We start from the raw sequence: 23,598 nt of genomic DNA, 5'->3' as shown, positions 1-23,598 counted from the left end.
TGAAAAGATCATATCTGCAGGGATTTCATGTCTGGCATGTCAATTGCACAATGGTCAATGACAAAGAATTACAAACTCTATCATCAGGAGGATTACATGAGACAGATAGCAATTTACGGCAAGGGCGGCATCGGCAAATCAACAACAACACAGAACCTGGTAGCAGCACTCGCAGAGGCAGGCCGCAAGTGCATGATTATCGGCTGCGACCCCAAGGCAGACTCAACGCGGCTTATCCTCAACCGCAAGATGCAGAACACGGTCATGGACATGGCGCGGGAAAAGGGCACGGTAGAGGACCTGGATCTGGATGAAGTGCTGCTTACCGGGTTCAAGGGCATCAGGTGCGCTGAATCGGGCGGCCCTGAGCCGGGAGTTGGTTGCGCAGGCCGTGGCGTTATAACGGCCATAAACTTCCTTGAAGAAAACGGAGCATATGGCGATGATACGGAATTTATTTTTTATGATGTGTTAGGCGACGTGGTCTGCGGCGGGTTTGCGATGCCGATCCGCGAAGGCAAGGCAAAAGAGATATACATCGTCACCTCTGGTGAAATGATGGCCATGTACGCAGCGAACAATATCTCACGCGGAGTCCTGAAATATGCCCAGTCCGGCGGAGTTCGCCTGGGCGGCCTGATCTGCAACAGCCGCAAAACAGACATGGAGTTTGAGCTTATCTCAGAGCTGGCGAGCAAGCTTGGGACCCAGATGATCCACTTCGTGCCTCGTGACAACGAGGTGCAGCGCGCAGAGCTTCGGAGAAAGACCGTCATCGATTATGCGCCTGATCACCCGCAGGCAGACGAATACCGGGAGCTTGCCAGGAAGATCGCTGACAACAAAAACTTCGTGATCCCGACGCCGATCACCATGGACGAACTGGAACGGCTGCTGATGGATTACGGCATTATGGAAAAAGAAGAGGCAGCGTAGCCGCTGACGCGCAGATGCGTAGAAGCGGATATGCGTAAAAACATGAGAAACTCAGCACGCATCCACGCGTAAACGCGTTCACGCATTATCCAATACAGAAGGAGAAACCAATGAGCACTGCAATTAAAGATACACAAAAAATGATAGAGGAAGTCCTGGATGCATATCCGGAAAAGTCGAAGAAGGACCGGGCAAAGCATCTTGCTGCGAACGATCCTTCGGGCCAGTGCAGCACCTGCCAGGTGAAGTCGAACGTCAAGTCCCGTCCGGGCGTTATGACGGTCAGGGGCTGCGCGTATGCAGGGGCAAAGGGCGTTGTCTGGGGCCCGGTCAAAGATCAGATCACGGTCAGCCACGGCCCCATAGGCTGCGGTCAGTACAGCTGGTGGTCGCGCCGCAACTACTATAACGGTCAGACCGGCATCGATACGTTCGGCACCATGCATATCACCACTGACTTTCAGGAAAAGAATATCGTGTACGGCGGTGACAAGGGGCTTGATGCCGCGCTCCATGAGTTGAAGGGGCTCTTCCCGCTCGCCAAGGGCATCGGCATACTCTCCGAATGTCCGGTCGGTCTGATCGGAGACGATATCGAGGCTGTGTCCAAGCGCGTGGCAAAGGAGTTCAACTATCCGATCGTCCCGGTGAGATGTGAAGGGTTCCGCGGTGTGAGCCAATCCCTGGGTCATCATATTGCGAACGATACGATCAAGGATTACGTGCTTGGCAAAGGGCAGCTTGATGTTTCGACTCCTTACGATGTTGCCCTGATCGGCGACTACAATATCGGTGGCGACGCCTGGGCCTCGCGCAAGATCCTTGAGGAGATGGGGCTTCGCGTTATCTCACAGTACACGGGTGATGCAACGCTCAACGAGATCGCCATCGCGACCAAGGCAAAACTGAACCTGATCCACTGCTACCGGTCGATGAACTACATATGCAGACATATGGAAGAGGAATACGGCATTCCCTGGATGGAGTTCAATTTCTTCGGTCCCACAAAGACGTATGACAGCATCAGGAAGATCGCTGCCAAATTCGACGAGAAGATCCAGAAGAATGCGGAAGAGGTAATTGCAAAGTACACGCCGATCATGGATGCAGTCGTGGAACAGTACAGGGCAAAGCTTGAAGGAAAGAAAGTGATGCTCTATGTCGGAGGCCTTCGCCCCCGCCACACCATCGGGGCATATGAAGATCTTGGCATGGAAGTGGTTGCCTCGGGTTATGAGTTCGGCCACAGCGATGACTATAAGCGCACATACCCGGAACTGAAGGAGGGTGCGGTCATCATGGACGACGCCACGTTATATGAGCTTGAGGAGTTCACCAGAAGGCTGAAGCCGGACATGGTCGGCTCTGGCATCAAGGAAAAATATTCATACCACAAACTCGGCGTGCCGTTCCGTCAGATGCATTCCTGGGATTACTCGGGACCCTACCATGGGTTTGACGGATTTCCGGTCTTTGCCCGGGACATGGACATGACGGTCAACAGCCCCACATGGGATTTGATACGGAGGAAGAAAGCATAGCAAAGCCCCTCACCCAGCCCTCTCCCTCACTTATGGGGCGAGGGACCATATAACCCCCTCCCTTGAGGGGAGGGGACAAAGGGGAGGGTGTAATTTAAGGAGGAAGAAATGATCAAGATAAAAGACCATAACGAATTATTCAATCAGCCTGATTATCAGGCCCAGTTCGAGCGCAAGAAAGAGTTCGAAAGGCCCTGGCCCGCAGAAAAGGTGAAGGAAGTTTCGGACTGGACCAAGACCGAAGAATATAAGGAGCTCAACTTCAAGAGGGAGAACATCAAGATCAATCCTGCAAAGGCATGCCAGCCTCTCGGCGCAGTCTTCTGTGCCTCAGGCTTCGACGGCACCATGCCTTTTGTGCAGGGAGCCCAGGGATGTGTTGCATACTTCAGGAGTCATCTGAGCAGGCACTTCAAGGAGCCGTTTGCTGCGATCTCGACCTCCATGACCGAGGACGCAGCGGTCTTTGGCGGACTGAACAACATGATCGAAGGTCTGGAGAACACCTATACGCTCTATAAACCGAAGATGATCGCCGTCTCGACAACCTGCATGGCAGAGGTGATCGGCGACGACCTGAACGCGTATATCAAGACAGCACGCGAAAAGAATGTAATACCCGACGACCTGCCCGTGCCCTTTGCACATACCCCGAGCTTTGTCGGCTCCCATATCGTTGGGTACGACAACATGCTGAAAGGCATTCTTAAGGCTCTTTCTGAAGGTAAGAAGGGCGAATCGAACGGGAAGGTGAATATCATTCCAGGGTTCGACACCTATACAGGAAACTACCATGAGATCAAGCGGCTGATGGCATTGATGGGAGTAGAAGCCACTCTCCTTGCGGATGTGAGCGAGACCTTTGATTCGCCGAACACCGGTGAATACAAGCTCTATCCGGGCGGCACCCCGCTGCCGGATGCCATGGATGCAGTGAATGCAACCGGAACGATCGCACTCCAAAGATATTCGACGATGAAGACCATGGATTATATCCAGAAAGAATGGGGCCAGAAGGCACTGACCCTTCCGATGATCGGCATCAAGAACACGGATGCCTTTTTTGCTGAACTGAGCAAACTGACCGGCAAGCCGGTCCCTGCTGCGATCGAGGAAGAGCGCGGAAGGGTTGTGGACGCAATGGTGGACTCACACCCGTACGTGCATGGAAAACGTTTTGCCCTGGTCGGTGACCCTGATCAACTGCTCGGCATGATGAGCCTTATCATGGAGATGGGAGGCGAGCCGGTGCATATCGTCTGCACGAATGGCGACAAACACTTCGAGGCAGAGGCAAACGAGCTGCTTGCATCGAGCCCCTTTGGCGTCAATGGCAAGGTGTATATAGGCAAGGATATGTGGCATATGCGGTCGCTCCTGTTCACCGAGCCTGTTGATGTCCTGATAGGCAACTCGTACGCGAAGTTCCTGACGCGCGACACAGGGACACCGCTCATCAGGATCGGATTCCCGCTCTTTGACCGGCACCATCTGCACCGGTATCCGATCATCGGGTACCAGGGCGCGCTCAATCTGATAACCATGATCGTGAACACTATTCTGGACGAGCTGGACAGGAATACGATCGATACGACGAGCTTTGATGTAATTCGGTAAGGAATAGCAGTTAAGAGTAATAAATATGGGTGAAAAGACAAAGATAACCTCCCCCTGCCCCTCCTTGGTAAGGAGGGGAGATGAAAAGGGGAGATCCAACGAAATATTTCCTCCCCTTACCAAGGGGAGGTCAGGTGGGGTTAAGACGAAGGTACACCTATGATCACGAACATAGATAAATTAACAGAGCACGGATGCAGCACAGGGAAGAGCGACAAGGTCTGCCGTTCACGTGGCGGCGAGTCCTGTGCCTTTGACGGTGCAATGATCGTGCTTCAGCCCATTGCGGACACGGCCCATCTTGTCCACGGCCCCATCGCCTGTTGCGGGAATTCCTGGGAAGGCAGGGGCACACGCTCTTCACAGGGCAGCCTCCATAAAATGGGCTTCACCACAGATATGACCGAGCTGGACATTGTCTATGGCTCGGAAGAGAAGCTCTATCGTGGGATATTGAAGACTGCAGATGTCGTAAAACCGAAGGCGATATTCGTCTATGCAACCTGCGTGTCCGGACTGATCGGAGAAGACGTTGTGGCCGTCTGCAAAAAGGCTGAGGAAGAACTCGGCATCAGGGTCATACCGGTGAGTGCGCCAGGATTTGTCGGACCCAAGAACCTTGGTAACCGCATTGCCGGTGAAGTGCTGCTTGAGCATGTCATCGGAACAGGTGAAAGGCCAGAAAATCCCCCCTCACCCCCCTTTGCCAAAGTGGGGCAGGAAGGCGATGTCGATGCAGGTCTCATAAACAGTATCAACCTGATCGGAGAATATAACATTGCTGGTGACCTCTGGCTGATCGAACCTGTTCTGAAGCGTGCCGGAATTACGATATTGTCCCGTATGACCGGGAATGCGACCTTTGAGGAGATCACCCGGGCTCACCAGGCAAAGCTGAATGTGGTTGTATGCAGCAGGGCTCTGATCAACATTGCCAAAGGCATGGAGCAGAAATACGGTATTCCCTATCTGGAGGTTTCGTTCTTCGGCAGAACCGAAATGGCGAAGGCACTAAGAGCGATCAGCGATCAGCTGTCAGCTGTCAGCCCACAACTGCCGGATAGGATTGAAGAGGTCATTGCTGTTGAAGAGCAGAAGCTGCATGAAAAGCTCAGGCCTTATGAAGATCTGCGCGGCAAAAAAGCTGTGCTCTATACGGGCGGGGTGAAGAGCTGGTCGTTCATATCAGCACTTATGGACCTTGGCATAGAGATTGTTGCTGTAGGAACAAAGAAGAGCACTGCCGAGGACGAAGAAAAGATGAAGCAGATCCTTGGCAATGATGCTCTGCTTGTTGAAGACGTAACGCCGAAAAATCTGAAGAAGCTGCTGAGAGACCGGGGCGCCGACATTCTTGTGGCAGGAGGAAGAAACCAGTATCTCGCGATCAAGGAAGGATACCCTTTTATCGATGTTAACCAGGAGCGGCATGTCGCGTATGCAGGATATGACGGGCTGGTCAATATCGCAGAGCAGATCAGCAACAGCATCAGGTTTTACAGCAGACAGCCGGCATTCAGCGATCAGCGATCAGCTTGCAGACAAGAAAATAAATCAGATACAGATGATGGAGAAAAAGCTGAAAGCCTAAAGCTGACCGCTGAAAGCTGCCTCATCAATCCCCTGAAGCATTCAGCGTCGATCGGCGCGGCCATGGCATTGCAGGGCATAGACAATGCGCTGCCGGTTATACACGGGGCACAGGGCTGCACCTTTCTCGGCAAGGTGCTCCTCACAAAGCATTTCAGAGAGCCGATAGCCCTTGCAGGGACCAAGCTCTTTGCTGAGGATGTGGTGATGGGCAGCGATGAGGCACTGTCAAAGACAGTCGGGGGATTCATTGAGAAGAACAGTCCTGATATGATCGGCGTGCTGACATCAGGCCTGACCGAGGTGAAAGGCGATGATATCGCAGCCGTAATAAGGACGTTGACAGTTGACGGTTCAGCGTCAACGGTCCTGCATATACCGACACCGGACTATGAGGGCGGGCTCGAAACAGGTTATACAAAGGCAGTTGAGGCCCTTGTGGGCCTTGCCTCTGCCCCAGGCGCATTTCCTCATGCTCTGTGCGTCAAGGGACAGGTCAATATCCTTGCCGGATCTCATCTCACTCCTGCCGATTTTCTTGAACTGCGGGAGATGGCAGAGGCATTCGGCCTGAGACCGATTATTCTGCCGGACCTCTCCTGTCTTGACGGAAGCAGGCAGGGCATCTCGCCTCTTGCATCAGGAGGCACCACGCTGCAGGAGATCGCAGCAATGGGCTCTTCAGAATTTACCATAGCAATCGGCATGAGCCTGGAGCCTGCAGCACAAGCCTTGAAAGAACGGTTCGGCGTCGAGTACAGGGTGTTTGACAGTCTTGCGGGCCTGGAGGACACTTCCCGATTCATGGAGATGCTCGGCATGCTTGCCGGAAGACCGGTTCCAACGCAATATGAAAGGCAGCGGCGTATCCTTTCAGACAGCATGAGAGACGCACATGCCTTCTTCGCTTCAAAACGGATATGCATTGCACTTGAGCCTGATCATGCGCTCCAGACCTCGAAATGGGTCATAGAGATGGCAGCAGATATTTCTCTTGCAGTAGTGCCTCAGTCCTCTGCTGCTGCAGGAAAGATTCAGGCAGACAGTATCGCAGTCGGAGACCTTTTTTCTATTAATGGGGAGTTTGATCTGATCATATCGAACTCCCATGCAGAAGAGACTGCGAAGCGATTGGGAACTTCACTGCTCCAGACGGGCTTCCCTGTGTACAAGGTCTTTGGCAATACCAACAGGATCACTATAGGATATCGCGGGACTCAGTCCCTGATACAGGAAGCAGCAACATTATTTGCTAAGGAGGTGCACTCATGAAAGTTGCATTTGCGACAACAGACGGGATAAGCGTAAACGAGCATTTCGGAAGGGCCGGCATGTTTGTCATTTATGAACTCAATAGCAGCGGACATTCCCTGGTCGAGATCCGAAGGTTCTCTGAGGGCAGAGACACTGCAGTTGAAGAGACAAAGGGCATGGGCAAGATCCATGACGAGCGTGTCGAGAACAAGGTAGACCGGATATCAGATTGCAAGATCATATATCTGACGGAGATCGGCGGACCTTCCGCAGCGCGTCTTGCCCGGAAGGGCATCATGCCGGTGAAGGTGAAAGAGCCGGTGAGCATTGAGGAGTCTGTACTGAAACTGTCTGAGACTATAAAAAGTTCGCCGCCGCCATGGCTCAGAAAAGCGTTGAATAGCGATTAGCCATCAGCTGTCAGCGCACAGCTTAAAGCGGATGATAGCAGCGTATTAAAAATTATTTTAACTGACAGCTGTTGGCTGATAGCTGACAGCTACTACCAAGGAGGAAGTAACCATGAAGATGATCAGAGCGTTTATACGGCCGGAAAAAGAGCAGGAGGTGGTCCAGGCACTGGAGGGGGCAGGCTTTCCGTCGCTCACCAAGATGCCGGTATTCGGCAGAGGAAAGCAGAAGGGATTGCAGGTAGGGCCGATACATTATGACGAGCTGCCAAAAATGCTGGTCATGATGGTCGTCAACGACACGGATGTAGACAAGGTGGTCAAGCTCATGATGGACAAATCCAGAACTGGCTTTGTCGGTGACGGCAAGATCTTCATAAGCCCTGTTGAGACTGCGTACACAGTTCGGACCGGGGAGGCGGTGCTATGAAAGAGATCACCGCCATCATTCGGAGAGACAAGCTTCCGGAGACCAAGAAGGTGCTGGAGGACCTCGGCTTTCCTTCTCTCTCTATCCAGAGCGTTGACGGCAGAGGCAAGCAGAGGGGAATGGTCTGCAACAACGACCTTGACCCTGACCTGCCGGACAGCTTCTGCACCCCCGCAAAGCTGAAACCGACACCTGCGGCCTATGCCCTTGAGCATGCGCTCCCGACGGTCGCACTTTTCGTTCCCAAGAGGATGCTGACCATGGTGGTGCCTGATGACCTGGTTGGCAAGATCGTGAAGTCACTGATAAAGCTGAATCAGACCGGTAAGACAGGTGATGGCAAGATCTTTGTATCGCCCATTGAAAATGCAATAAGGGTCAGGACATCAGAAACCGGCGGAGAGGCGATAGCGTAAAAAAAGCATTCAGCTATCAGCTGTTAGCAATCAGCGAGACAAAAGAAGTAAATAGCGATCAGCCGTCAGCAATTAGAAAGGCTGATAAGAGCAATCAACTATCATCAAAACAAATGATTAGCGCATGGCGAGGATTTGTTTTGTTTGAACTGAAAGCTGAATGCTGACAGCTGATCGCTTTATCAAAAAGGAGGAAATTATGGCAACCATAAGTTATACGCGGGGCGGCCTGACATGGACGCCGCGATTCATTGAATCAATCGATGTGAACAAATGCATCGGCTGCGGACGCTGCTACAAGGTCTGCAGCAGAGACGTGCTGGAATTGATAGAAAAGCCCTTTGAGGGTGAGGACGAATACGGCGACGACATGGGCAACAAGGTGATGTCTGTCGCACATCCGGATAACTGCATCGGTTGCGAGGCCTGTGCACGCACCTGCACAAAAAAATGTCAGACCCATATTTCGCTCTAACATTGCATGGAAGTCACAATACGGCCGGCCCGGACAGATGACATCTCCGGCATGTGCGCCCTGCTCACTGAGCTCTTCAGCATCGAGGCTGACTTTAAGCCCGATCCCGGGAAACAGACCCGTGGGTTGGGCTGTATGATCAACGATCCCTCGGGTGGTTCGCTGCTGCTGGTCGCTGAGTCAGGTAGTGCTGTCGTAGGGATGGCCACAGTCCAGACGCTCATCTCGACAGCAGAAGGCGGCCGCGTCGGCCTGGTCGAGGATGTTGTGGTGGCACGGGAACACAGGGGAAAGGGAATCGGCTCCCGACTGCTTGAATATGTCATGAAATGGGCGCAAGAGCGGAAACTGAAACGCCTCCAGCTCCTGGCTGATAAGGATAACCTTCCGGCATTGGCTTTTTATTCAGGGCTCCGGTGGGAAAAGACCGGTCTTATCTGTTTGAGGAAGATGGCCTGAGTCAGCAGACTGGTGCGTCGATCTTCTTTCGGTCGAGAGAATAGTCTTCATATTGGCCGGCACCCTGACCGTTTTGACATTAAATAGTCCATGTGGTAAATTGCATTTAAGCTTGTGAATAAAGGAGAGTGCATGAAACTGCATGTGAGAATTGAACAGGATGAGGCGGGTTATTATGTTGCAGAAGTTCCTGCGCTTCCGGGCTGCCTTTCCCAGGGCAAGACCTATGAAGAAGCTATCTCCAATATAAAGGAAGCTGTTGAAGGATGGCTTGAAGTAATGGAGTCGAAACAGGAGCATGATTCTTCCGGCTTGGTTGAAGTCGCGGTTTAATGGCAGGCAGTCTGAGACTCTGTTCCGGTCCGGAGGCGGTCAGGAAGTTCCAGAAAGCTGGCTGGACTGTCTCCCGTCAGAAGGGTTCTCATGTAATGATGACAAAACCCGGCTTTCAGTGGACCCTGTCAATTCCCCAGCATGACGAACTTGGCCCCGGCCTGCTCCGCAAACTCATATCTCAGGCAGGCCTTTCAGTAGATGAATTCAATAATCTGTAATCTCAGAGCTCTATTTGATGACCCGGCCAAGCGGCTGGAGAACCCCGTAACCCTCGCCTTTCACGATCATCCCTTTTTGGATTGACACATAATTTCCTGCTTGATATATTAGCCTCAGTTCTTTTGGAGGGGCCGAAATGAATGGGGAGACAATCAGGACTTTCAGAAACAAGATCCATCCGCCGCGTCAATTCCAGGCCTGAGAATAAAAATGGAAATGCATATAGTATTAGATGCTTTGCCGGGCAGGTAAAAAATCCAAAAGCATCTAAAGCTATATGCTTTGGAAGTATCTAATATTATATGCTTTCCTGAAACTAGATAATAACTTGTTCTAAGTCAATAAAGACAAATAACAGCAATTAACGGCAATAAAGTCCAAGACAATGACGGCAATAGAAAATTCAACTCAAGAAAGGCAACCTCTTTCCAAGTGGTGTCTATGGCTTGGTATTTCAAGCCTATTCTTTGGCATCATTACCGGTCTGCCCGCCATTGTGTGCGGTCATATCTCCTTCGCCAGACTCAAGAGACTTTCAAATAATACAGGGAAAAGACTAATTCTTGTCGGGCTCGCCCTTGGCTATTTATCAACATTATTCACTATTGCATACATCTTCCTGTTTATATATTCAGGATACAAAATAACATGAAAAAACTTAGAACAAATCAATCGAGCCGACCCGGAATAAACGCTGTTTGGTTTTGGCTTATGCTGGTTGCACGGTCGGCTCATTGGTGTCGTTCTGCCTTCTCTTCACTAATCACCTCATTACATCCTGATCTCTTTCACTATTTCTGTTCTGCGCGGTTGCTATAGCTCTGCAAAGAGATAACCACCTGCCTCTCTCTGCTTCCATAAGATATAATTAAGGCACATTGTTCCAGGAGATTTTCAATGCAGAGAGTTGACCAGTCAACAGCAGCATGTCAGATATTCACCTTCAAAGAAGGCATGCTGTCTCGTTTTGCGCATGATCTGCGAATTAATGTCACTTCTTTCTTTATCGACGTTGGCGGTGCGGACCACTTCATCAGCGCCCGTTTCGATACCCAGTCGTTGCGCGTTGATTGCGCCATGGCAGATGGCAGGGAAAGACCTGATCTCCTGAGCCTCAGGGACAAGGATGACATAAACAATAATATCATCAGAGAAGTGCTGCAAGCTGAAACCTACCCCGAGATTGCCCTGACTTCTTCATCAATCAAAAAGCATGATGGGGACTATCTTGTTACCGGCCAACTCATCGTGCATGGTCAGGCAAGGGAAATATCACTCAATGTCAGGAAAGAGAGCAGGAGCCGGTACGTTGTTGATGTCAGCCTGCACCTGCCGGATTTTGGCATCACCCCCTTCAGCGCCCTCTTTGGCGCCATCAGGATCAAACCTGATATTCTGGTCCATATCGAAATTCCGGCTGAACATGTGCCGGAGAAGGCATTAGCGTAAAAGGACGATCATTCTGCTCCATAAAGAACGTTGCACAATCATGAAGAACTCGGCGTAAACTACAGGGAAATGTGCGAAACATTCTTGACGCTATCTATTATCAGCCAGGAGAGCCTCTGCTATCTTAATCGCCTCCGCCTGTCGTTATCATGATCTCTGCCCCTGTCGGCACGCTGAAACCTACAATTTTGTCTGACCAACTACAACACTGGCGCAAAGCGCCCCTCGTGTGAAGCCCAAACCTCCTGTCTTTCCGGCCTCTTAGCGAATGGCACCTCACTTGCAATAGATATATTAAATTACGAAAGAGAGGTGGACGATCATGACAGGGATGCCATTATTCAAGAGCAGAGACATAAAGAAGACCCATCCGTGCTTTTCGAAGGAAGCGCATCACAAGTTCGGCAGGATACATCTGCCGGTTGCGCCAGCATGCAACATACAGTGCCGGTATTGTATTCGTAAATACGACTGTGCAAACGAATCACGGCCCGGCATAACCAGCCGCGTTCTGAAATCGTATGAGGCCCTGGAGAGGGTCGAGGCACTGCTCGACCGAAATGATAATCTGACCGTCGTCGGCATAGCCGGCCCGGGTGATCCTCTGGCCAATGACTCGACCTTTGAGACCATGGCGTCCATTCACCGTGCGTTTCCTGATCTGACGCTCTGCGTTTCGACTAACGGACTCTGCCTGCCTGACAGGATAGAAGACCTCATGCGAGTGGGCGTCAGGAGTATCACGATCACGATCAATGCCCTCACCCATATGGTAGCCGAGAAGGTCTATTCCTGGGTCAGCTATCGGGGAAGAACGCTCCGGGGCAGGGAGGCTGCTGAACAGATGGTTATCAATCAGCAGAGAGGTCTTATTAATGCCATCGATGCAGGGTTTATGGTGAAGGTGAATACCGTCTACATACCCGGGATCAACGATGTCGAAATACCGATGATCGCCTGGTTCGCCGGAATGAAGGGGGCTGACATCCATAACATCATGCCGCTGATCCCTCAGGCTGAATTCGCCTCCCTGCAGAGGCCGTCGAATGATATGATCGCGAAGATGCGGAGTGACTGTGCTCCCCATATCGAGCAGATGACCCATTGCAAGCAGTGCCGCGCTGACGCCTGCGGTGTGCTCGGCGAAGATAAAGACATGGAACTTGAGGTGCTGAATGCCCGCATAGGAGAGGAATACTGTGAAATGGTTTGAGAGGCTGCTTTTATTTTTTCTCTGCTGCATGCTTGCAGTCCTCTTTGCAGAAGAAGCTGCTGCAGGGACAGAGATCACGGTCTCTGCAGCGCTCAGTCTTAAGGCGCCCTTTGAGGAGATCGGCAGGTCTTATGAGAAGAAGCATCCTGGCTCAAAGGTTGTCTTCAACTTTGCAGCCTCCGGCCTTCTCCAGAAGCAGATTGAGGCGGGTGCGCCTGCAGATGTCTTCGCTTCGGCTTCATCGAAGGAGATGGATGCGCTGAAGGCCGCAGGTCTGCTTCTGGAAACCAGCAGGGCTGATTTTTCCGGCAATAAGATCGTGCTTATTGCAGCGAAGAACGCATCAGTGAGGATCTCTTCATTCAGCGATCTGAAGAAGAGTGATGTAGTCAGGCTCGCCATAGGCAACCCGGCTACAGTGCCGGCCGGTAAGTATGCTGAGGAGACCCTGAGGACCCTCGGGCTCTGGAACGATCTTAAGTCAAAACTGGTGTACGCTGAAAATGTGCGACAGGTTATGGATTATGTGGAACGCAATGAAGCAGATGCCGGCATGGTATTTCTCACTGATGCCAACGTAAGAGACAGGGAGCTGAAGGTCATTGCAGAGGCTCCGGCATCAAGCCACTCACCGGTAAAATATGAGATAGCCGCAATAAAAGGGACAAAGAACGAGGCTGCAGCACGGAATTTTATTTCCATAGTCATTTCAAGGGAAGGCAGCGATATCCTGAGAAGATACGGGTTTAAGATGGCCCCTCACCCAGCCCTCTCCCCGAGGTAGAGGGGGCCATGATGAGAAACTGTAAAATGGTATCTTGCGATGAAGGAAGAACCATAAGAGAAAGACAGGTCGAGGTTAAAAAAAGTCTTGTGTTCACCTTCTTCTCTCCCTCTCCTTTAGGGAGAGGGTAGGGTGAGGGAAAGAAGGATATTTTCATGGACAGCGCAGCATGGTTTTCGCTCAAACTATCAATTCAGGTCGCTTTTCTTGCGACGACAATGATAGTTATCGTCGGCGTGGCCCTTGCCTATCTGCTTGCCATGAAAAGTTTCAGAGGCAAAGAAATGCTGGACATGTTCCTGACGCTGCCGCTCGTACTGCCGCCGACCGTGACCGGGTTCTTCCTCGTTCTCATCTTCGGCAGGAATGGATATCTCGGCAGGCCGCTCTATGAACTGACCGGATGGTCCATTATGTTCACCTGGCAGGCGGCTGTGCTGGCATCTTTTGTGGTTGCCCTTCCGCTCATGATCAAGACAGCCCGTGCTGCAGTCGAGTCAGTCGACCGGAACCTGATCAATGCATCATACACGCTTGGCCACTCGAAATTCGAAACGGCTCTCCGCGTCATACTGCCGCTTGCAAAGAGGGGGATCATAGCCGGGGCAGTGCTCTCTTTTGCGAGGGCCATGGGTGAGTTCGGAGCGACTCTGATGCTTGCCGGCAACATCCCGGGAAGGACCGACACCATGCCGATAGCGATCTATTCCATGGCAAGCAGCGGAGAGTGGGCCCGCTCCGGAACCATGGTTGCTTTTTTTACCGCGGTCTCCGGGGCATTCCTCTATATCGCAAACCTGTATAACAGGAGGGCGGTCTGATGGGCATCTCATTCTCAGCACGAAAAGCGCTCAGCGGATTCACGCTTGATGCTTCATGGGAGATCGGCAATGAACTCGCGGCGATCTTCGGTTACTCCGGTGCCGGAAAATCGATGACCCTCCAGATGATCGCCGGGCTGCTGGCGCCTGATAACGGGAAAATAGTTCTGGGAGAGACGCTTCTGTTCGATTCAGGGCAAGGCGTGAATGTCGGCCCCCAGAGGCGTTCGATAGGGTATGTATTTCAGGACCTTGCGCTCTTTCCGCATATGACATCAGGAGAGAATATCCGTTATGGCGGCCATGGCATCGATAAGACCGAACAGGAGCAGCGCTGCAAAGAACTGCTTCGGATGTTCCGCATAACAGGTCTCGAAGACCGCCTGCCATCGCAGATTTCTGGCGGACAGAAGCAGCGGGTCGCCCTGGCTCGTGCATTGATCAGACGGCCAGGGGCACTGCTCCTTGATGAGCCATTTTCTGCGCTGGATATGCCGATCCGATTCGAAATGCGGGCGATCCTGAAGGAGATCCAGCAGACGTTCGATATACCGGTCGTGCTGATAACGCACGACGCAGATGAAGCCCTTGCTCTTGCAGACCGCGTGATCGTTTATGCAGAAGGCAGGGTCATACAGGCCGGTCCTCCTGAGGAGATATTTATGGAGCCATCGTGCGAGGAAGTCTTGCCACTGTCCCGTTTCACCGGGAAATTGCAGCGTTACGCGCCAAGCCTGAGCCGCAAACTCTGCAGCAGCATGAATTGAAGAGTGAATTGACTATGACCAGAGAGATATATTTTATTGATGTCACAAACCGGGATGGTGTGCAGACCTCGCGCATTCTGCTGCCGAAGCTTGCCAAGACCATGATCAACCTCTATCTTGACGAGATGGGCGTGTTTCAGAGCGAGATCGGCTTCCCTACGCTCAGGCACGAAAGAAACTATATCAATGCCAATCTGCAGCTTGAAAAAGCAGGCGCCTTCAGGCGTATCCGTCTTGAAGGCTGGTGCAGGGCAATACCCGGTGATGTTGAACTTGCCTTTCAGAACTGTCCGGACCTGCGGCACCTGAACCTGTCGGTCTCTACCTCTGACATTATGATCAGCGGTAAATTCCAGGGCAGGACAGCATGGTCTGACATTGCTGAGTCAATGACCAGGGCAGTCAGACTTGCCAGGGAGTTTGGCGCCGAGACGGTCGGCATCAATGCCGAGGATGCTTCCCGGACCGATCTTCAGCGGCTGATCGATTTTGCGCTTGCCGGCAAGGAAGCAGGCGCGGACCGCCTCCGTTATTGCGATACCCTTGGCGCAGACGACCCCATCACCATCTATGAGCGAATCAGGGCTTTGGGAGAGGCAACGCAATTCCCGATCGAAATGCATTGCCATAATGACCTCGGCATGGCCGAGGCTGTCTCGGTGGCAGGTGCTCTGGGTGCTGCAGAGGCAGGCATAGACTGTTACATAAATACCACGCTCAACGGATACGGAGAGCGGTGCGGAAACTGCGATCTGGTATCCTCGATGCTTGCACTGAAATTTTCTCACGGGCTCAGCAGGAAGTTACAGTGCGACAGGCAGATGGACCTCAGAAAGTCCTGGAAGATCGCGAAATATGCCTCGTACGCCTTTGGCCTGCCGATTCCGATCAACCAGCCGGGCGTGGGAGCCAACGCCTTTGCCCATGAGTCAGGGATCCATGCGGACGGAGCGCTGAAAGACAGGAGGAATTACGAGCTTTACGACCCTGAGGATGTCGGCAGGGGTGAGCCTGAACTTCTTGAAACAGGCCGTGTCATTACGACCGGTGAATATGGAGGCATCAAGGGCTTCAGACATGTATACGACAAGCTCGGCATATCGTTCGAGAGTGATCAGGAGGCCAGGCGGGTTCTCGATCTGGTTCAATATGCCAACCTTCACACGCAGAAGGCCCTGACTGACGATGAATTGGTCTTTGTTGCCAATTATCCGGATATTGCTGAGAGGGTCCTCACTGTTTCTCCCTGATTCTGCGATTAGTTTGCTTCGCGCTGCATGACTGTCGTCCTCGATCGGTCTGTCTTAATATCACAGACATTTTTGTAGTAAAATACAATATTGTAGGCCATGTGCACGCAAATTATTATGAAAAATCAAACAGTTTTGATCTGGCATGGTTTTGGCAATGTTACCTGCATTATGAATAACGCAGGAACTTCTCTTAAGAACAGAATTGAAGAACTTGAGAAAGAAGAGATCATAAAGGCTTTAAAGGAATGCAACTGGGTAATGGCTCGTGCGGCAAAGAGTCTTGGCATTACCGAGAGGATGATCGGATATAAGATCCACAAATACGGCTTGAGAATAAAGGAGGTGCGTTGGAACGAGGGAGCAGAAGAAGAGCATGAAGACAGTCAGGAGCAAAAGAAATCGCTTTAAGCGGTAAAAAAATATTATTCCAGGAGGAGATTATGAAAAGGGTTATTTTTAGCATGTGGTTCACATTGATTTTTGTATTTGCAATGGTATTCAGCAGTTTTGCGGAAGAGGCAAAGCCTGTTGGTCTGAATGCAGACGAGATCAAGAAGGCTTTGGGTCTGAGCATCAATCTGCAGGGCGGGTACACGTATAATTTCAGAAATCCTGATTCAGGAGAAAACAGGCTCCGCGTTTTTGATCATGAAGCAAACAGCTTTAATCTTGACCTTGCGCAGATCGTCTTTGCCAAGGATGCGCCGATGAACGGAGTGGGCTTCAAATTGAAGCTTTCAGCCGGCGAGACTGCAAAATGGATACATTCGCGCGGCTTGGGCATCAATGACGGCGATGATCCTTCAAAGAGCGATGCCTTTGATCTTACCGAGGCGTACATCGACTATCTTGCGCCTGTCGGCAAGGGGCTCAAGCTCCGGTTTGGTAAATATGCCACCTATTTCGGCGCAGAGGTGATAGAGGCAAAAGACAATCCGAATTATTCGCGTTCACTCCTGTTCAACTACGCCATACCCTTCACCCACACAGGTCTCATGGTGGGGTATAGCTTTACGGACGCCCTGAGCGCAAATCTTCATGTTGTCAACGGCTGGGACAATACCAGCGACAACAACAAGGGAAAGACCGTAGGATTAAGCGTCGGCTATGCGCCGATGGAGCAGCTCTCCATGTATTTCAACACCTGCTATGGTCCTGAGCAGCTCGACAACAGCTCAAACAACAGATTCCTCTTTGACTGGGTTGCAACCATAAAGCCCGTAAAGAATCTGAGCCTGATCCTGAATGCGGACTATGCAACAGAGGATATGGGGCCGCTTGCAGATGACGTTAAATGGCATGGGTTTGCCGCTATAGCAAAATATGATTTTACCGGTCGGTACAGCCTCGCAGTCCGGGGTGAATATTTCAAGGACAGTGACGGTGCAAGGACCGGCATCAAACAGAGCGTCAAGGAGATCACCATTACCCCGGAGATCAGGCTTGCAAACGGCATAATCATCAGACCTGAATACAGGCATGACTGGTCGGATAAGCAGACCTTTGACAGCCGCCATGATCTCACAAACAAGAAGAGTCAGGACACGATCGCTTTGGCGGTTATGTATTCCTGGTAGTCTGAGAGAAAAAGGAGATCATCATGAAACAATTCATGAGCATAATGGTACTGATGGCGATGCTATTGTCAGCGGGCATCATTTTTGCCGAAGAACCGGCGAAACCCGCTGCCCCAACTGCGGAGCAGGCAGCCCCTGCTCCGGTAACTGCACCGGCTCTTGCCGCTGCAGTTACTCCGGAGCCGCCCAAGCCTGATCCTATTGGTGCGAATGCCGGCGGTATCGGCGATATGGTCGGTTATTCGAGCGCCGGTCCGACGGCAGACGACATGAAGACCATCGAAGACGTAAAGAAGACAGAACCTTTTGCCGTCAAGGTAGCTGACTCGGTCGGCAAGAACAGGATAGCTATCAATATTGTCTGGACTCTTATTTGCGGCTTTCTTGTCATGTTCATGCAGGCAGGCTTTGCCATGGCAGAGACAGGCTTTACCCAGGCCAAAAATGCTGGGCATACCATGGCCATGAACTTCATGGTGTATGGCCTCGGACTTCTTGGCTTCTGGTTCACCGGCTTTGCCCTTCAGATGGGCGGTGCAGGACCATTTGCATCATTGGGAGGGGGAGCCACCATGAACGGAGAGTTCACCATCTCTCTTTTTGGCAAGAATTTCGGCCTCTTCGGCACCAAGGGCTTTATGCTCGGCGGTGAGGCCTACGATGCAGCCATCTATACCATGTTCCTGTTCCAGATGGTATTCATGGACACCACCGCAACGATTCCGACCGGTTCCATGGCAGAGCGCTGGACCATGAAATCATTTATTGTTTATGCGTTGTTTATTTCCGGCATCCTGTACCCTCTTTATGCCAACTGGGTATGGGGCGGAGGCTGGCTCGCCAAGCTCGGTACCAACTTTGGCCTTGGGCATGGGCATGTGGATTTTGCAGGATCTTCGGTCGTGCATCTGACCGGTGGCATGGCGGCGCTTGCAGGCGCCATTGTGATCGGCCCGAGGATCGGCAAGTTCGGGCCTGACGGAAAACCGCGGGCCATACCCGGACATCACATCCCGATGGCTGTTGTGGGCTGTTTTATTCTTGCATTCGGCTGGTTCGGCTTTAATGCAGGCTCTACACTCGCAGGCAGCGACTTCAGGATCGGTGTTGTGGCGGTAAATACGATGTTGGCAGGCGCAGCAGCGTCATTAACGTCCTGGATGTATATGTGGATCAGATACGGCAAGCCTGATATCTCGATGTCAGCCAATGGCATGCTTGCAGGTCTCGTAGCGATCACAGCACCATGCGCATTTGTTACCTCTCTTTCTGCTGTGATCATAGGTGCGATTGCAGGGATACTTGTCTGCATAAGCGTCTTTTTCATCGAGCGTGTCCTGAAGATCGACGATCCTGTCGGAGCGATCTCGGTGCATGGCGTCAACGGCGCATGGGGCGTAATCTCTGTCGGTCTCTTCGCAGACGGCGTATACGGCGACGGGTTCAACGGCGTTGCCGGCACAGTGAAGGGTCTTTTCTATGGCGACTCCTCACAGTTCATAGCGCAGCTTATCGGCACGGCAACAAACATGGTCTTTGTTTTTGTGGTCATGTATGTCTTCTTCAAGGTGCTGAATATGATCGTTCCGCTGAGGGTCGATCCTGAACTTGAAGTCGAAGGACTTGATCAGGCCGAGGTTGCAGTCACGGCTTATCCGGACTTCCAGACCCGTCATACGCACAGATAGGAGAACAGATATGAAAAAGATAGAAGCGATAATAAAACCATTCAAGTTGGATGAAGTCAAAGATGCCCTGAATGAGATCGGCATCCAGGGTCTTACGGTTACGGAAGTAAAAGGGTTCGGCAGGCAGAAGGGTCATGTTGAACTCTATCGCGGGGCGGAATATGACATCTCATTCATCCCGAAGGTGAAGATAGAGGCTGTTGTTTCTGATGCCATGGTCGAAAAGGCGATCAAGACGATAGAGCACAAGGCAAAGAGCGGCAAGATCGGCGATGGCAAAATCTTTGTGTCATCCCTTGAGCAGGTGGTCAGGATAAGAACCGGCGAGACAGGGGATACCGCCATTTAAGAGAAACGCAACATCAACAAAGAGTTCCTGTATCTGGCCCCGCTTTGCGGGGCCTTTTATTTAATGCGGCACGGGCATGGCGTTTCTCTTCCACTTAATCGTCTCTGCTTCATCATTGTATTTGTGACAACTTTGTAGCAGCTTACAATATTGTAATCATGACATTTAGGAAATAACATGTCTTTTCAAGTAGTTATGTGTTGGCACGGTTCTCGCATTATTCTGCTACGACGGCAATAAGACGCGGTCAATAAAGAAAGAGGAGGGTCCGGCATTATGAGAGATATACAACAAGGCATACGCTTGAGGATAGAGGCATGAAACAGGACAGCGCACCTGAAAAAATATCAAGGAGGTTTATCATGAAAAGGTTTATCAGTATCACCGTTTTACTCGGCTTAGTGATGTTTGCGGGTCTGGCATTTGCCGAGGAGGCAAAGACTGCAGAAGCACCTGCCCCGACAGCGGTGGCAGCCCCGGCAGCAGAAGCCCCTGCAGTTCCGGCAGTTGCAGCCCCGGCTGCACCCAAGATTGACACAGGCGATACAGCCTGGATGATCGTGGCAACAGCTCTGGTCATGCTTATGACCATTCCCGGCCTGGCTCTCTTTTACGGCGGTCTGGCCAAGAGGAAAGACTCGCTCAATACCATGGCCATGTCCTTTGTGACGTTCTGCATTGTGAGCGTGCTCTGGGTGATCTTCGGCTTCAGTTTTTCCTTTAACGGAGATATGGCAGGGTTCATCGGTGATGGCGCCAAGACCTTTCTGAGCGGTGTAGGGCCAAATAGCATCAATGATCTGGCCAAGACGATTCCGGAGTACATCTTTATAGTGTATCAGCTGACCTTTGCAGCGATCACCGTCGCCCTGGCAAGCGGTGCCTATATTGAGAGGATGAAATTCTCTGCATGGATCCTTTTCACAATTCTGTGGTTCGTGGCGGCTTATATACCAGTTGCCCATTGGGTCTGGGGCGGAGGATTTCTTGCAAAGATGGGCGCTCTCGATTTTGCAGGAGGAACGGTTGTGCATATTAATGCCGGAGCTGCTGCGCTGGTAGGCGCACTGATCCTCGGCAAGAGGAAGGAAAAGGCTCTTCTTCCTGGTAATCTTACCCTTGTCGTTACCGGAGCCGGTCTGCTCTGGTTCGGGTGGTTCGGATTCAATGCCGGCTCTGCCCTTGGTGCAAACGGCCTGGCAGGCGCAGCCTTCATCAACACCAACACCGCAGCAGCAGTTGCAGCCCTGGCCTGGATGGTGGTCGAATGGATGCACTCAAAGAAGGCGACCGTTCTCGGCCTGGCATCAGGAGCAGTGGGCGGACTGGTTGCGATCACCCCTGCAGCGGGTTTTGTGAACATAAGCGGAGCGATCTGTATCGGGCTTGCAGCAGGTATCATTCCGTTCTTTGCGGTGGCATATCTGAAGCCGAAGCTCGGCTATGACGACACGCTCGATGCCTTCGGCATCCATGGCATCGGCGGAACGATCGGCGCCGTACTGACCGGTGTCTTTGCAGACCCCTCGGTCAACGAACTCGGCAAGGGGCTGCTGTATGGCAATCCCGGCCAGCTCTGGACCCAAATCCTGGCATCACTGATAACCTTTGCTTACAGCGCAGTGGTAACAGCGGTCATTTTTCTGCTCATCAAATACACAGTCGGCCTGCGCGTTGATGAAGAAGATGAGTTCATCGGTCTTGACGAAAGCCAGCATGGCGAGAAGGCATACAATCTGTGAGACCGTAATGCGTGATGAGTAATGCGTAACGCGTGAACAAAAAGACGGTAAAGCGTGATGGGTTATGAGTAATTGGTGAACCGTGTCGGTAATCCCGACACTGACACCATTCACAGATACTGACACTTATCAAGGAGGAAACACCATGAAGAAGATAGAAGCGATCATAAAGCCGTTCAAGCTGGATGAGGTGAAGGACGCACTCAATGCGATGGGCATCCAGGGCATGACCGTCACCGAGGTGAAGGGTTTCGGCAGGCAGAAGGGACATGTAGAGCTCTACCGCGGCGCCGAATACGACATCTCTTTCATTCCCAAGGTGAAGATAGAGGCAGTGGTGTCCGAAGCCATGGTCGAAAAGGCCATAGCAACGATCGTAGAGAAGGCCAGGACAGGCAAGATCGGCGACGGCAAGATATTCGTCTCATCTCTTGAACAGATCATCAGGATCAGGACCGGCGAGACAGGGGAAACAGCCATTTGATTTAGCGACAAAAATGTAATTAATACAAAACTGTAGTATCTGCATAACCGCTTGATTAACAAGAGAATTGCTGCGATTGCCCTGAGGCTTGCTACAAAATTGTAGGAAGTTTCAGGGTCTTCCTTCCTTTTTTCCTTTAAAATCAAAGAAATCAACTCTGGCATGCTTTTCGCCTCCTGCTCATCGATACGATTATATTTCGCATAGGGAGGTTTTCTTTGAAAAAACAGACACTTATACTCTTTGGCATGATGACCCTGCTGCTCATGCCGCTGTCTGCCTTTGCAGAGGGAGGCAGCAAGGTGGATTCCGGAGATACCGCATTTGTTCTCCTTTCTGCTGCGCTGGTGATGCTGATGACACCCGGCCTTGCCATGTTCTACGGCGGCATGGTCAGAAAGAAGAATGTGCTCGGCACGTTGATGCACAGCTTTGTTGCCATTGCTCTGGTGAGCGTCCAGTGGATCCTTGTCGGTTACAGCATCTCCTTTGGCCCTGATATCAACGGCCTTATCGGCAGTCTGGACTGGATCGGTCTGCGGGGCGTCGGCGTTGAGCCGAATCCTGATTATGCAGCGACCATACCGCATATGGCCTTCATGATCTATCAGGCGATGTTTGCGGTCATAACCCCTGCGCTGATCGCCGGAGCCTTTGCCGAGCGGATGAAGTTCTCGGCATTCCTGATCTTTACGCTCCTCTGGTCAACACTGGTCTATGACCCTGTTGCACACTGGGTATGGGGAACCGGAGGATGGCTCAGGAACCTCGGCGCGCTCGATTTCGCAGGCGGCATTGTCGTGCATATCACCTCAGGCATATCTGCGCTTGCAGCTGCGCTTGTGATCGGTAAAAGAAGGGGCTATCTGCGGGAGGCCATGCCGCCGCACAACCTTCCGATGACCGTGTTAGGCGCCGGTCTGCTCTGGTTCGGCTGGTTCGGCTTTAATGCGGGAAGCGCTCTGTCTGCCGGCGGTCTCAGCACCATGGCCTTTGTCACAACACATATCGCTGCAGTTACGGCAACGGTAGTGTGGGTAATAATAGAGTGGCTCCACAGGGGCAAGCCGACCATGTTCGGCGCTGCAACCGGTTCGATCGCAGGATTGGCGACGATCACGCCTGCGTCCGGTTTTGTAGGACCTCTGGGTGCGCTGATGATCGGCGCTGCAGCAGGCTCGATATGCTACCTTTCGCTTTCCCTGAAACCGAAATTCAAATTCGATGACTCGCTTGATGCCTTTGGCGTGCATGGTGTCGGCGGCATTCTCGGCACGATCGGTGCCGGACTGTTTGCGCAGAAGGCGATCAATGCAGCAGGTGCTGACGGACTCTTCTTCGGCAACCCTCACCAGCTTATGGTCCAGCTCATGGCGATAGCGGTGGTTGCGGTCTTTTCCTTTGTTGCCAGCCTGATACTTCTCAAGGCGATAGACTGGACAATCGGGCTCAGGGTGTCTGATGAGGAGGAACTGATGGGCCTTGACCTCAGCCAGCACGAGGAGAACGGATACCAGTTGTAGAGGCAGTAAAACGTGAAGAGTTATGTGTAAAGAGTAATTGACAAGAAATGGAGCAAATAGGGAATGCAAAAGAGGGGCAGGTGATCTGCCCCTCTTTTTTTGTCTGCTGAGACAGGTTCAGTAATGTCAGCAGCCAGGCTATTCTTATGTCAGTCATGTAATCCTGATATTGGCTTGACCGTAAGCGGTTTTTTGTTTGACAAACGGTCGCTATTGTCCTAATATTTGGTCTATACAAGCGCATAAAATTATATCCCTGAAAGAT

At 51.8% G+C, this 23,598-nt stretch carries 25 protein-coding genes; all 25 read left to right on the top strand.

The window, feature by feature from the left end:
- Nucleotides 1-96: 96 nt before the first annotated feature.
- The 25 genes from nifH to HZB62_10320 all read left to right on the top strand — a co-directional run bounded on the left by nifH (nt 97) and on the right by HZB62_10320 (nt 23,333).
- Complete coding sequence (nifH, locus tag HZB62_10440; GenBank protein ID MBI5075565.1) at nt 97-936, top strand: nitrogenase iron protein; 840 nt, start codon at nt 97-99, stop codon at nt 934-936.
- Nucleotides 937-1,046: 110 nt separating this feature from the next.
- Complete coding sequence (gene nifD, locus HZB62_10435) at nt 1,047-2,477, top strand: nitrogenase molybdenum-iron protein alpha chain (GenBank protein ID MBI5075564.1); 1,431 nt, start codon at nt 1,047-1,049, stop codon at nt 2,475-2,477.
- Between the two features lie 108 nt (nt 2,478-2,585).
- A complete protein-coding gene (gene nifK / locus HZB62_10430; protein MBI5075563.1) occupies nt 2,586-4,094 on the top strand; it encodes a nitrogenase molybdenum-iron protein subunit beta in 1,509 nt (502 codons plus the stop codon).
- A gap of 159 nt (nt 4,095-4,253) precedes the next feature.
- The gene (gene nifE, locus HZB62_10425; protein ID MBI5075562.1) at nt 4,254-6,956 is read left to right on the top strand and encodes a nitrogenase iron-molybdenum cofactor biosynthesis protein NifE; all 2,703 of its coding nucleotides are present in this window, start codon (nt 4,254-4,256) and stop codon (nt 6,954-6,956) included.
- Nucleotides 6,953-7,348: a nitrogen fixation protein NifX gene (gene nifX / locus HZB62_10420; GenBank protein ID MBI5075561.1), complete on the top strand. Its 396-nt coding sequence runs from the start codon at nt 6,953-6,955 to the stop codon at nt 7,346-7,348. The genes nifE and nifX overlap by 4 nt, the downstream gene beginning before the upstream one ends.
- A 112-nt stretch (nt 7,349-7,460) precedes the next feature.
- Nucleotides 7,461-7,778, top strand: a complete 318-nt coding sequence (locus tag HZB62_10415) for a P-II family nitrogen regulator (GenBank protein ID MBI5075560.1) — start codon at nt 7,461-7,463, stop codon at nt 7,776-7,778.
- Nucleotides 7,775-8,194 carry a P-II family nitrogen regulator gene (locus tag HZB62_10410; protein MBI5075559.1) on the top strand — a complete coding sequence of 140 codons (420 nt, stop codon included), beginning with the start codon at nt 7,775-7,777 and terminating at the stop codon, nt 8,192-8,194. Before HZB62_10415 ends, HZB62_10410 begins: the two co-directional genes overlap by 4 nt.
- Nucleotides 8,195-8,393: 199 nt before the next feature.
- Complete coding sequence (gene fdxB / locus HZB62_10405; GenBank protein ID MBI5075558.1) at nt 8,394-8,669, top strand: ferredoxin III, nif-specific; 276 nt, start codon at nt 8,394-8,396, stop codon at nt 8,667-8,669.
- A 6-nt stretch (nt 8,670-8,675) separates the two neighbouring features.
- Entirely contained in the window at nt 8,676-9,128 is a 453-nt protein-coding gene (locus HZB62_10400) for a GNAT family N-acetyltransferase (protein MBI5075557.1), read from the top strand.
- 132 nt (nt 9,129-9,260) lie between these two features.
- The gene (locus HZB62_10395; protein MBI5075556.1) at nt 9,261-9,461 is read left to right on the top strand and encodes a type II toxin-antitoxin system HicB family antitoxin; all 201 of its coding nucleotides are present in this window, start codon (nt 9,261-9,263) and stop codon (nt 9,459-9,461) included.
- Nucleotides 9,461-9,682 carry a type II toxin-antitoxin system HicA family toxin gene (locus HZB62_10390; protein MBI5075555.1) on the top strand — a complete coding sequence of 74 codons (222 nt, stop codon included), beginning with the start codon at nt 9,461-9,463 and terminating at the stop codon, nt 9,680-9,682. Before HZB62_10395 ends, HZB62_10390 begins: the two co-directional genes overlap by 1 nt.
- A gap of 386 nt (nt 9,683-10,068) precedes the next feature.
- Entirely contained in the window at nt 10,069-10,335 is a 267-nt protein-coding gene (locus HZB62_10385) for a DUF4190 domain-containing protein (protein MBI5075554.1), read from the top strand.
- A 245-nt stretch (nt 10,336-10,580) separates the two neighbouring features.
- Nucleotides 10,581-11,132 (top strand): YceI family protein, encoded by a 552-nt coding sequence (locus HZB62_10380; protein ID MBI5075553.1) that lies wholly within the window; start codon nt 10,581-10,583, stop codon nt 11,130-11,132.
- 331 nt (nt 11,133-11,463) lie between these two features.
- Nucleotides 11,464-12,345 carry a radical SAM protein gene (locus tag HZB62_10375; GenBank protein MBI5075552.1) on the top strand — a complete coding sequence of 294 codons (882 nt, stop codon included), beginning with the start codon at nt 11,464-11,466 and terminating at the stop codon, nt 12,343-12,345.
- Between the two features lie 28 nt (nt 12,346-12,373).
- Nucleotides 12,374-13,129, top strand: a complete 756-nt coding sequence (gene modA, locus HZB62_10370; protein ID MBI5075551.1) for a molybdate ABC transporter substrate-binding protein — start codon at nt 12,374-12,376, stop codon at nt 13,127-13,129.
- Between the two features lie 155 nt (nt 13,130-13,284).
- Nucleotides 13,285-13,950, top strand: coding sequence for a molybdate ABC transporter permease subunit (gene modB, locus HZB62_10365; GenBank protein ID MBI5075550.1), 666 nt, complete (start codon nt 13,285-13,287; stop codon nt 13,948-13,950).
- Nucleotides 13,950-14,717 carry an ATP-binding cassette domain-containing protein gene (locus HZB62_10360; GenBank protein ID MBI5075549.1) on the top strand — a complete coding sequence of 256 codons (768 nt, stop codon included), beginning with the start codon at nt 13,950-13,952 and terminating at the stop codon, nt 14,715-14,717. The genes modB and HZB62_10360 overlap by 1 nt, the downstream gene beginning before the upstream one ends.
- A gap of 14 nt (nt 14,718-14,731) precedes the next feature.
- Nucleotides 14,732-15,967, top strand: coding sequence for a homocitrate synthase (locus tag HZB62_10355; GenBank protein ID MBI5075548.1), 1,236 nt, complete (start codon nt 14,732-14,734; stop codon nt 15,965-15,967).
- 99 nt (nt 15,968-16,066) lie between these two features.
- Nucleotides 16,067-16,378, top strand: coding sequence for a hypothetical protein (locus HZB62_10350; protein MBI5075547.1), 312 nt, complete (start codon nt 16,067-16,069; stop codon nt 16,376-16,378).
- Between the two features lie 32 nt (nt 16,379-16,410).
- Nucleotides 16,411-17,547 carry a porin gene (locus tag HZB62_10345; protein MBI5075546.1) on the top strand — a complete coding sequence of 379 codons (1,137 nt, stop codon included), beginning with the start codon at nt 16,411-16,413 and terminating at the stop codon, nt 17,545-17,547.
- 23 nt (nt 17,548-17,570) lie between these two features.
- Entirely contained in the window at nt 17,571-19,235 is a 1,665-nt protein-coding gene (locus HZB62_10340) for an ammonium transporter (GenBank protein MBI5075545.1), read from the top strand.
- Between the two features lie 10 nt (nt 19,236-19,245).
- A complete protein-coding gene (locus HZB62_10335; protein ID MBI5075544.1) occupies nt 19,246-19,584 on the top strand; it encodes a P-II family nitrogen regulator in 339 nt (112 codons plus the stop codon).
- Between the two features lie 362 nt (nt 19,585-19,946).
- Nucleotides 19,947-21,326, top strand: coding sequence for an ammonium transporter (locus tag HZB62_10330; protein ID MBI5075543.1), 1,380 nt, complete (start codon nt 19,947-19,949; stop codon nt 21,324-21,326).
- Nucleotides 21,327-21,471: 145 nt separating this feature from the next.
- Entirely contained in the window at nt 21,472-21,810 is a 339-nt protein-coding gene (locus tag HZB62_10325; protein MBI5075542.1) for a P-II family nitrogen regulator, read from the top strand.
- 248 nt (nt 21,811-22,058) lie between these two features.
- On the top strand, nt 22,059-23,333 hold the full coding sequence (locus tag HZB62_10320) for an ammonium transporter (GenBank protein MBI5075541.1): 1,275 nt from the start codon (nt 22,059-22,061) through the stop codon (nt 23,331-23,333).
- Nucleotides 23,334-23,598: the final 265 nt, after the last annotated feature.

Source organism: Nitrospirota bacterium (assembly GCA_016214855.1).
Lineage (GTDB): Bacteria > Nitrospirota > Thermodesulfovibrionia > Thermodesulfovibrionales > UBA6898 > UBA6898.
This window is presented reverse-complemented; position numbering and strand designations above follow the sequence as displayed.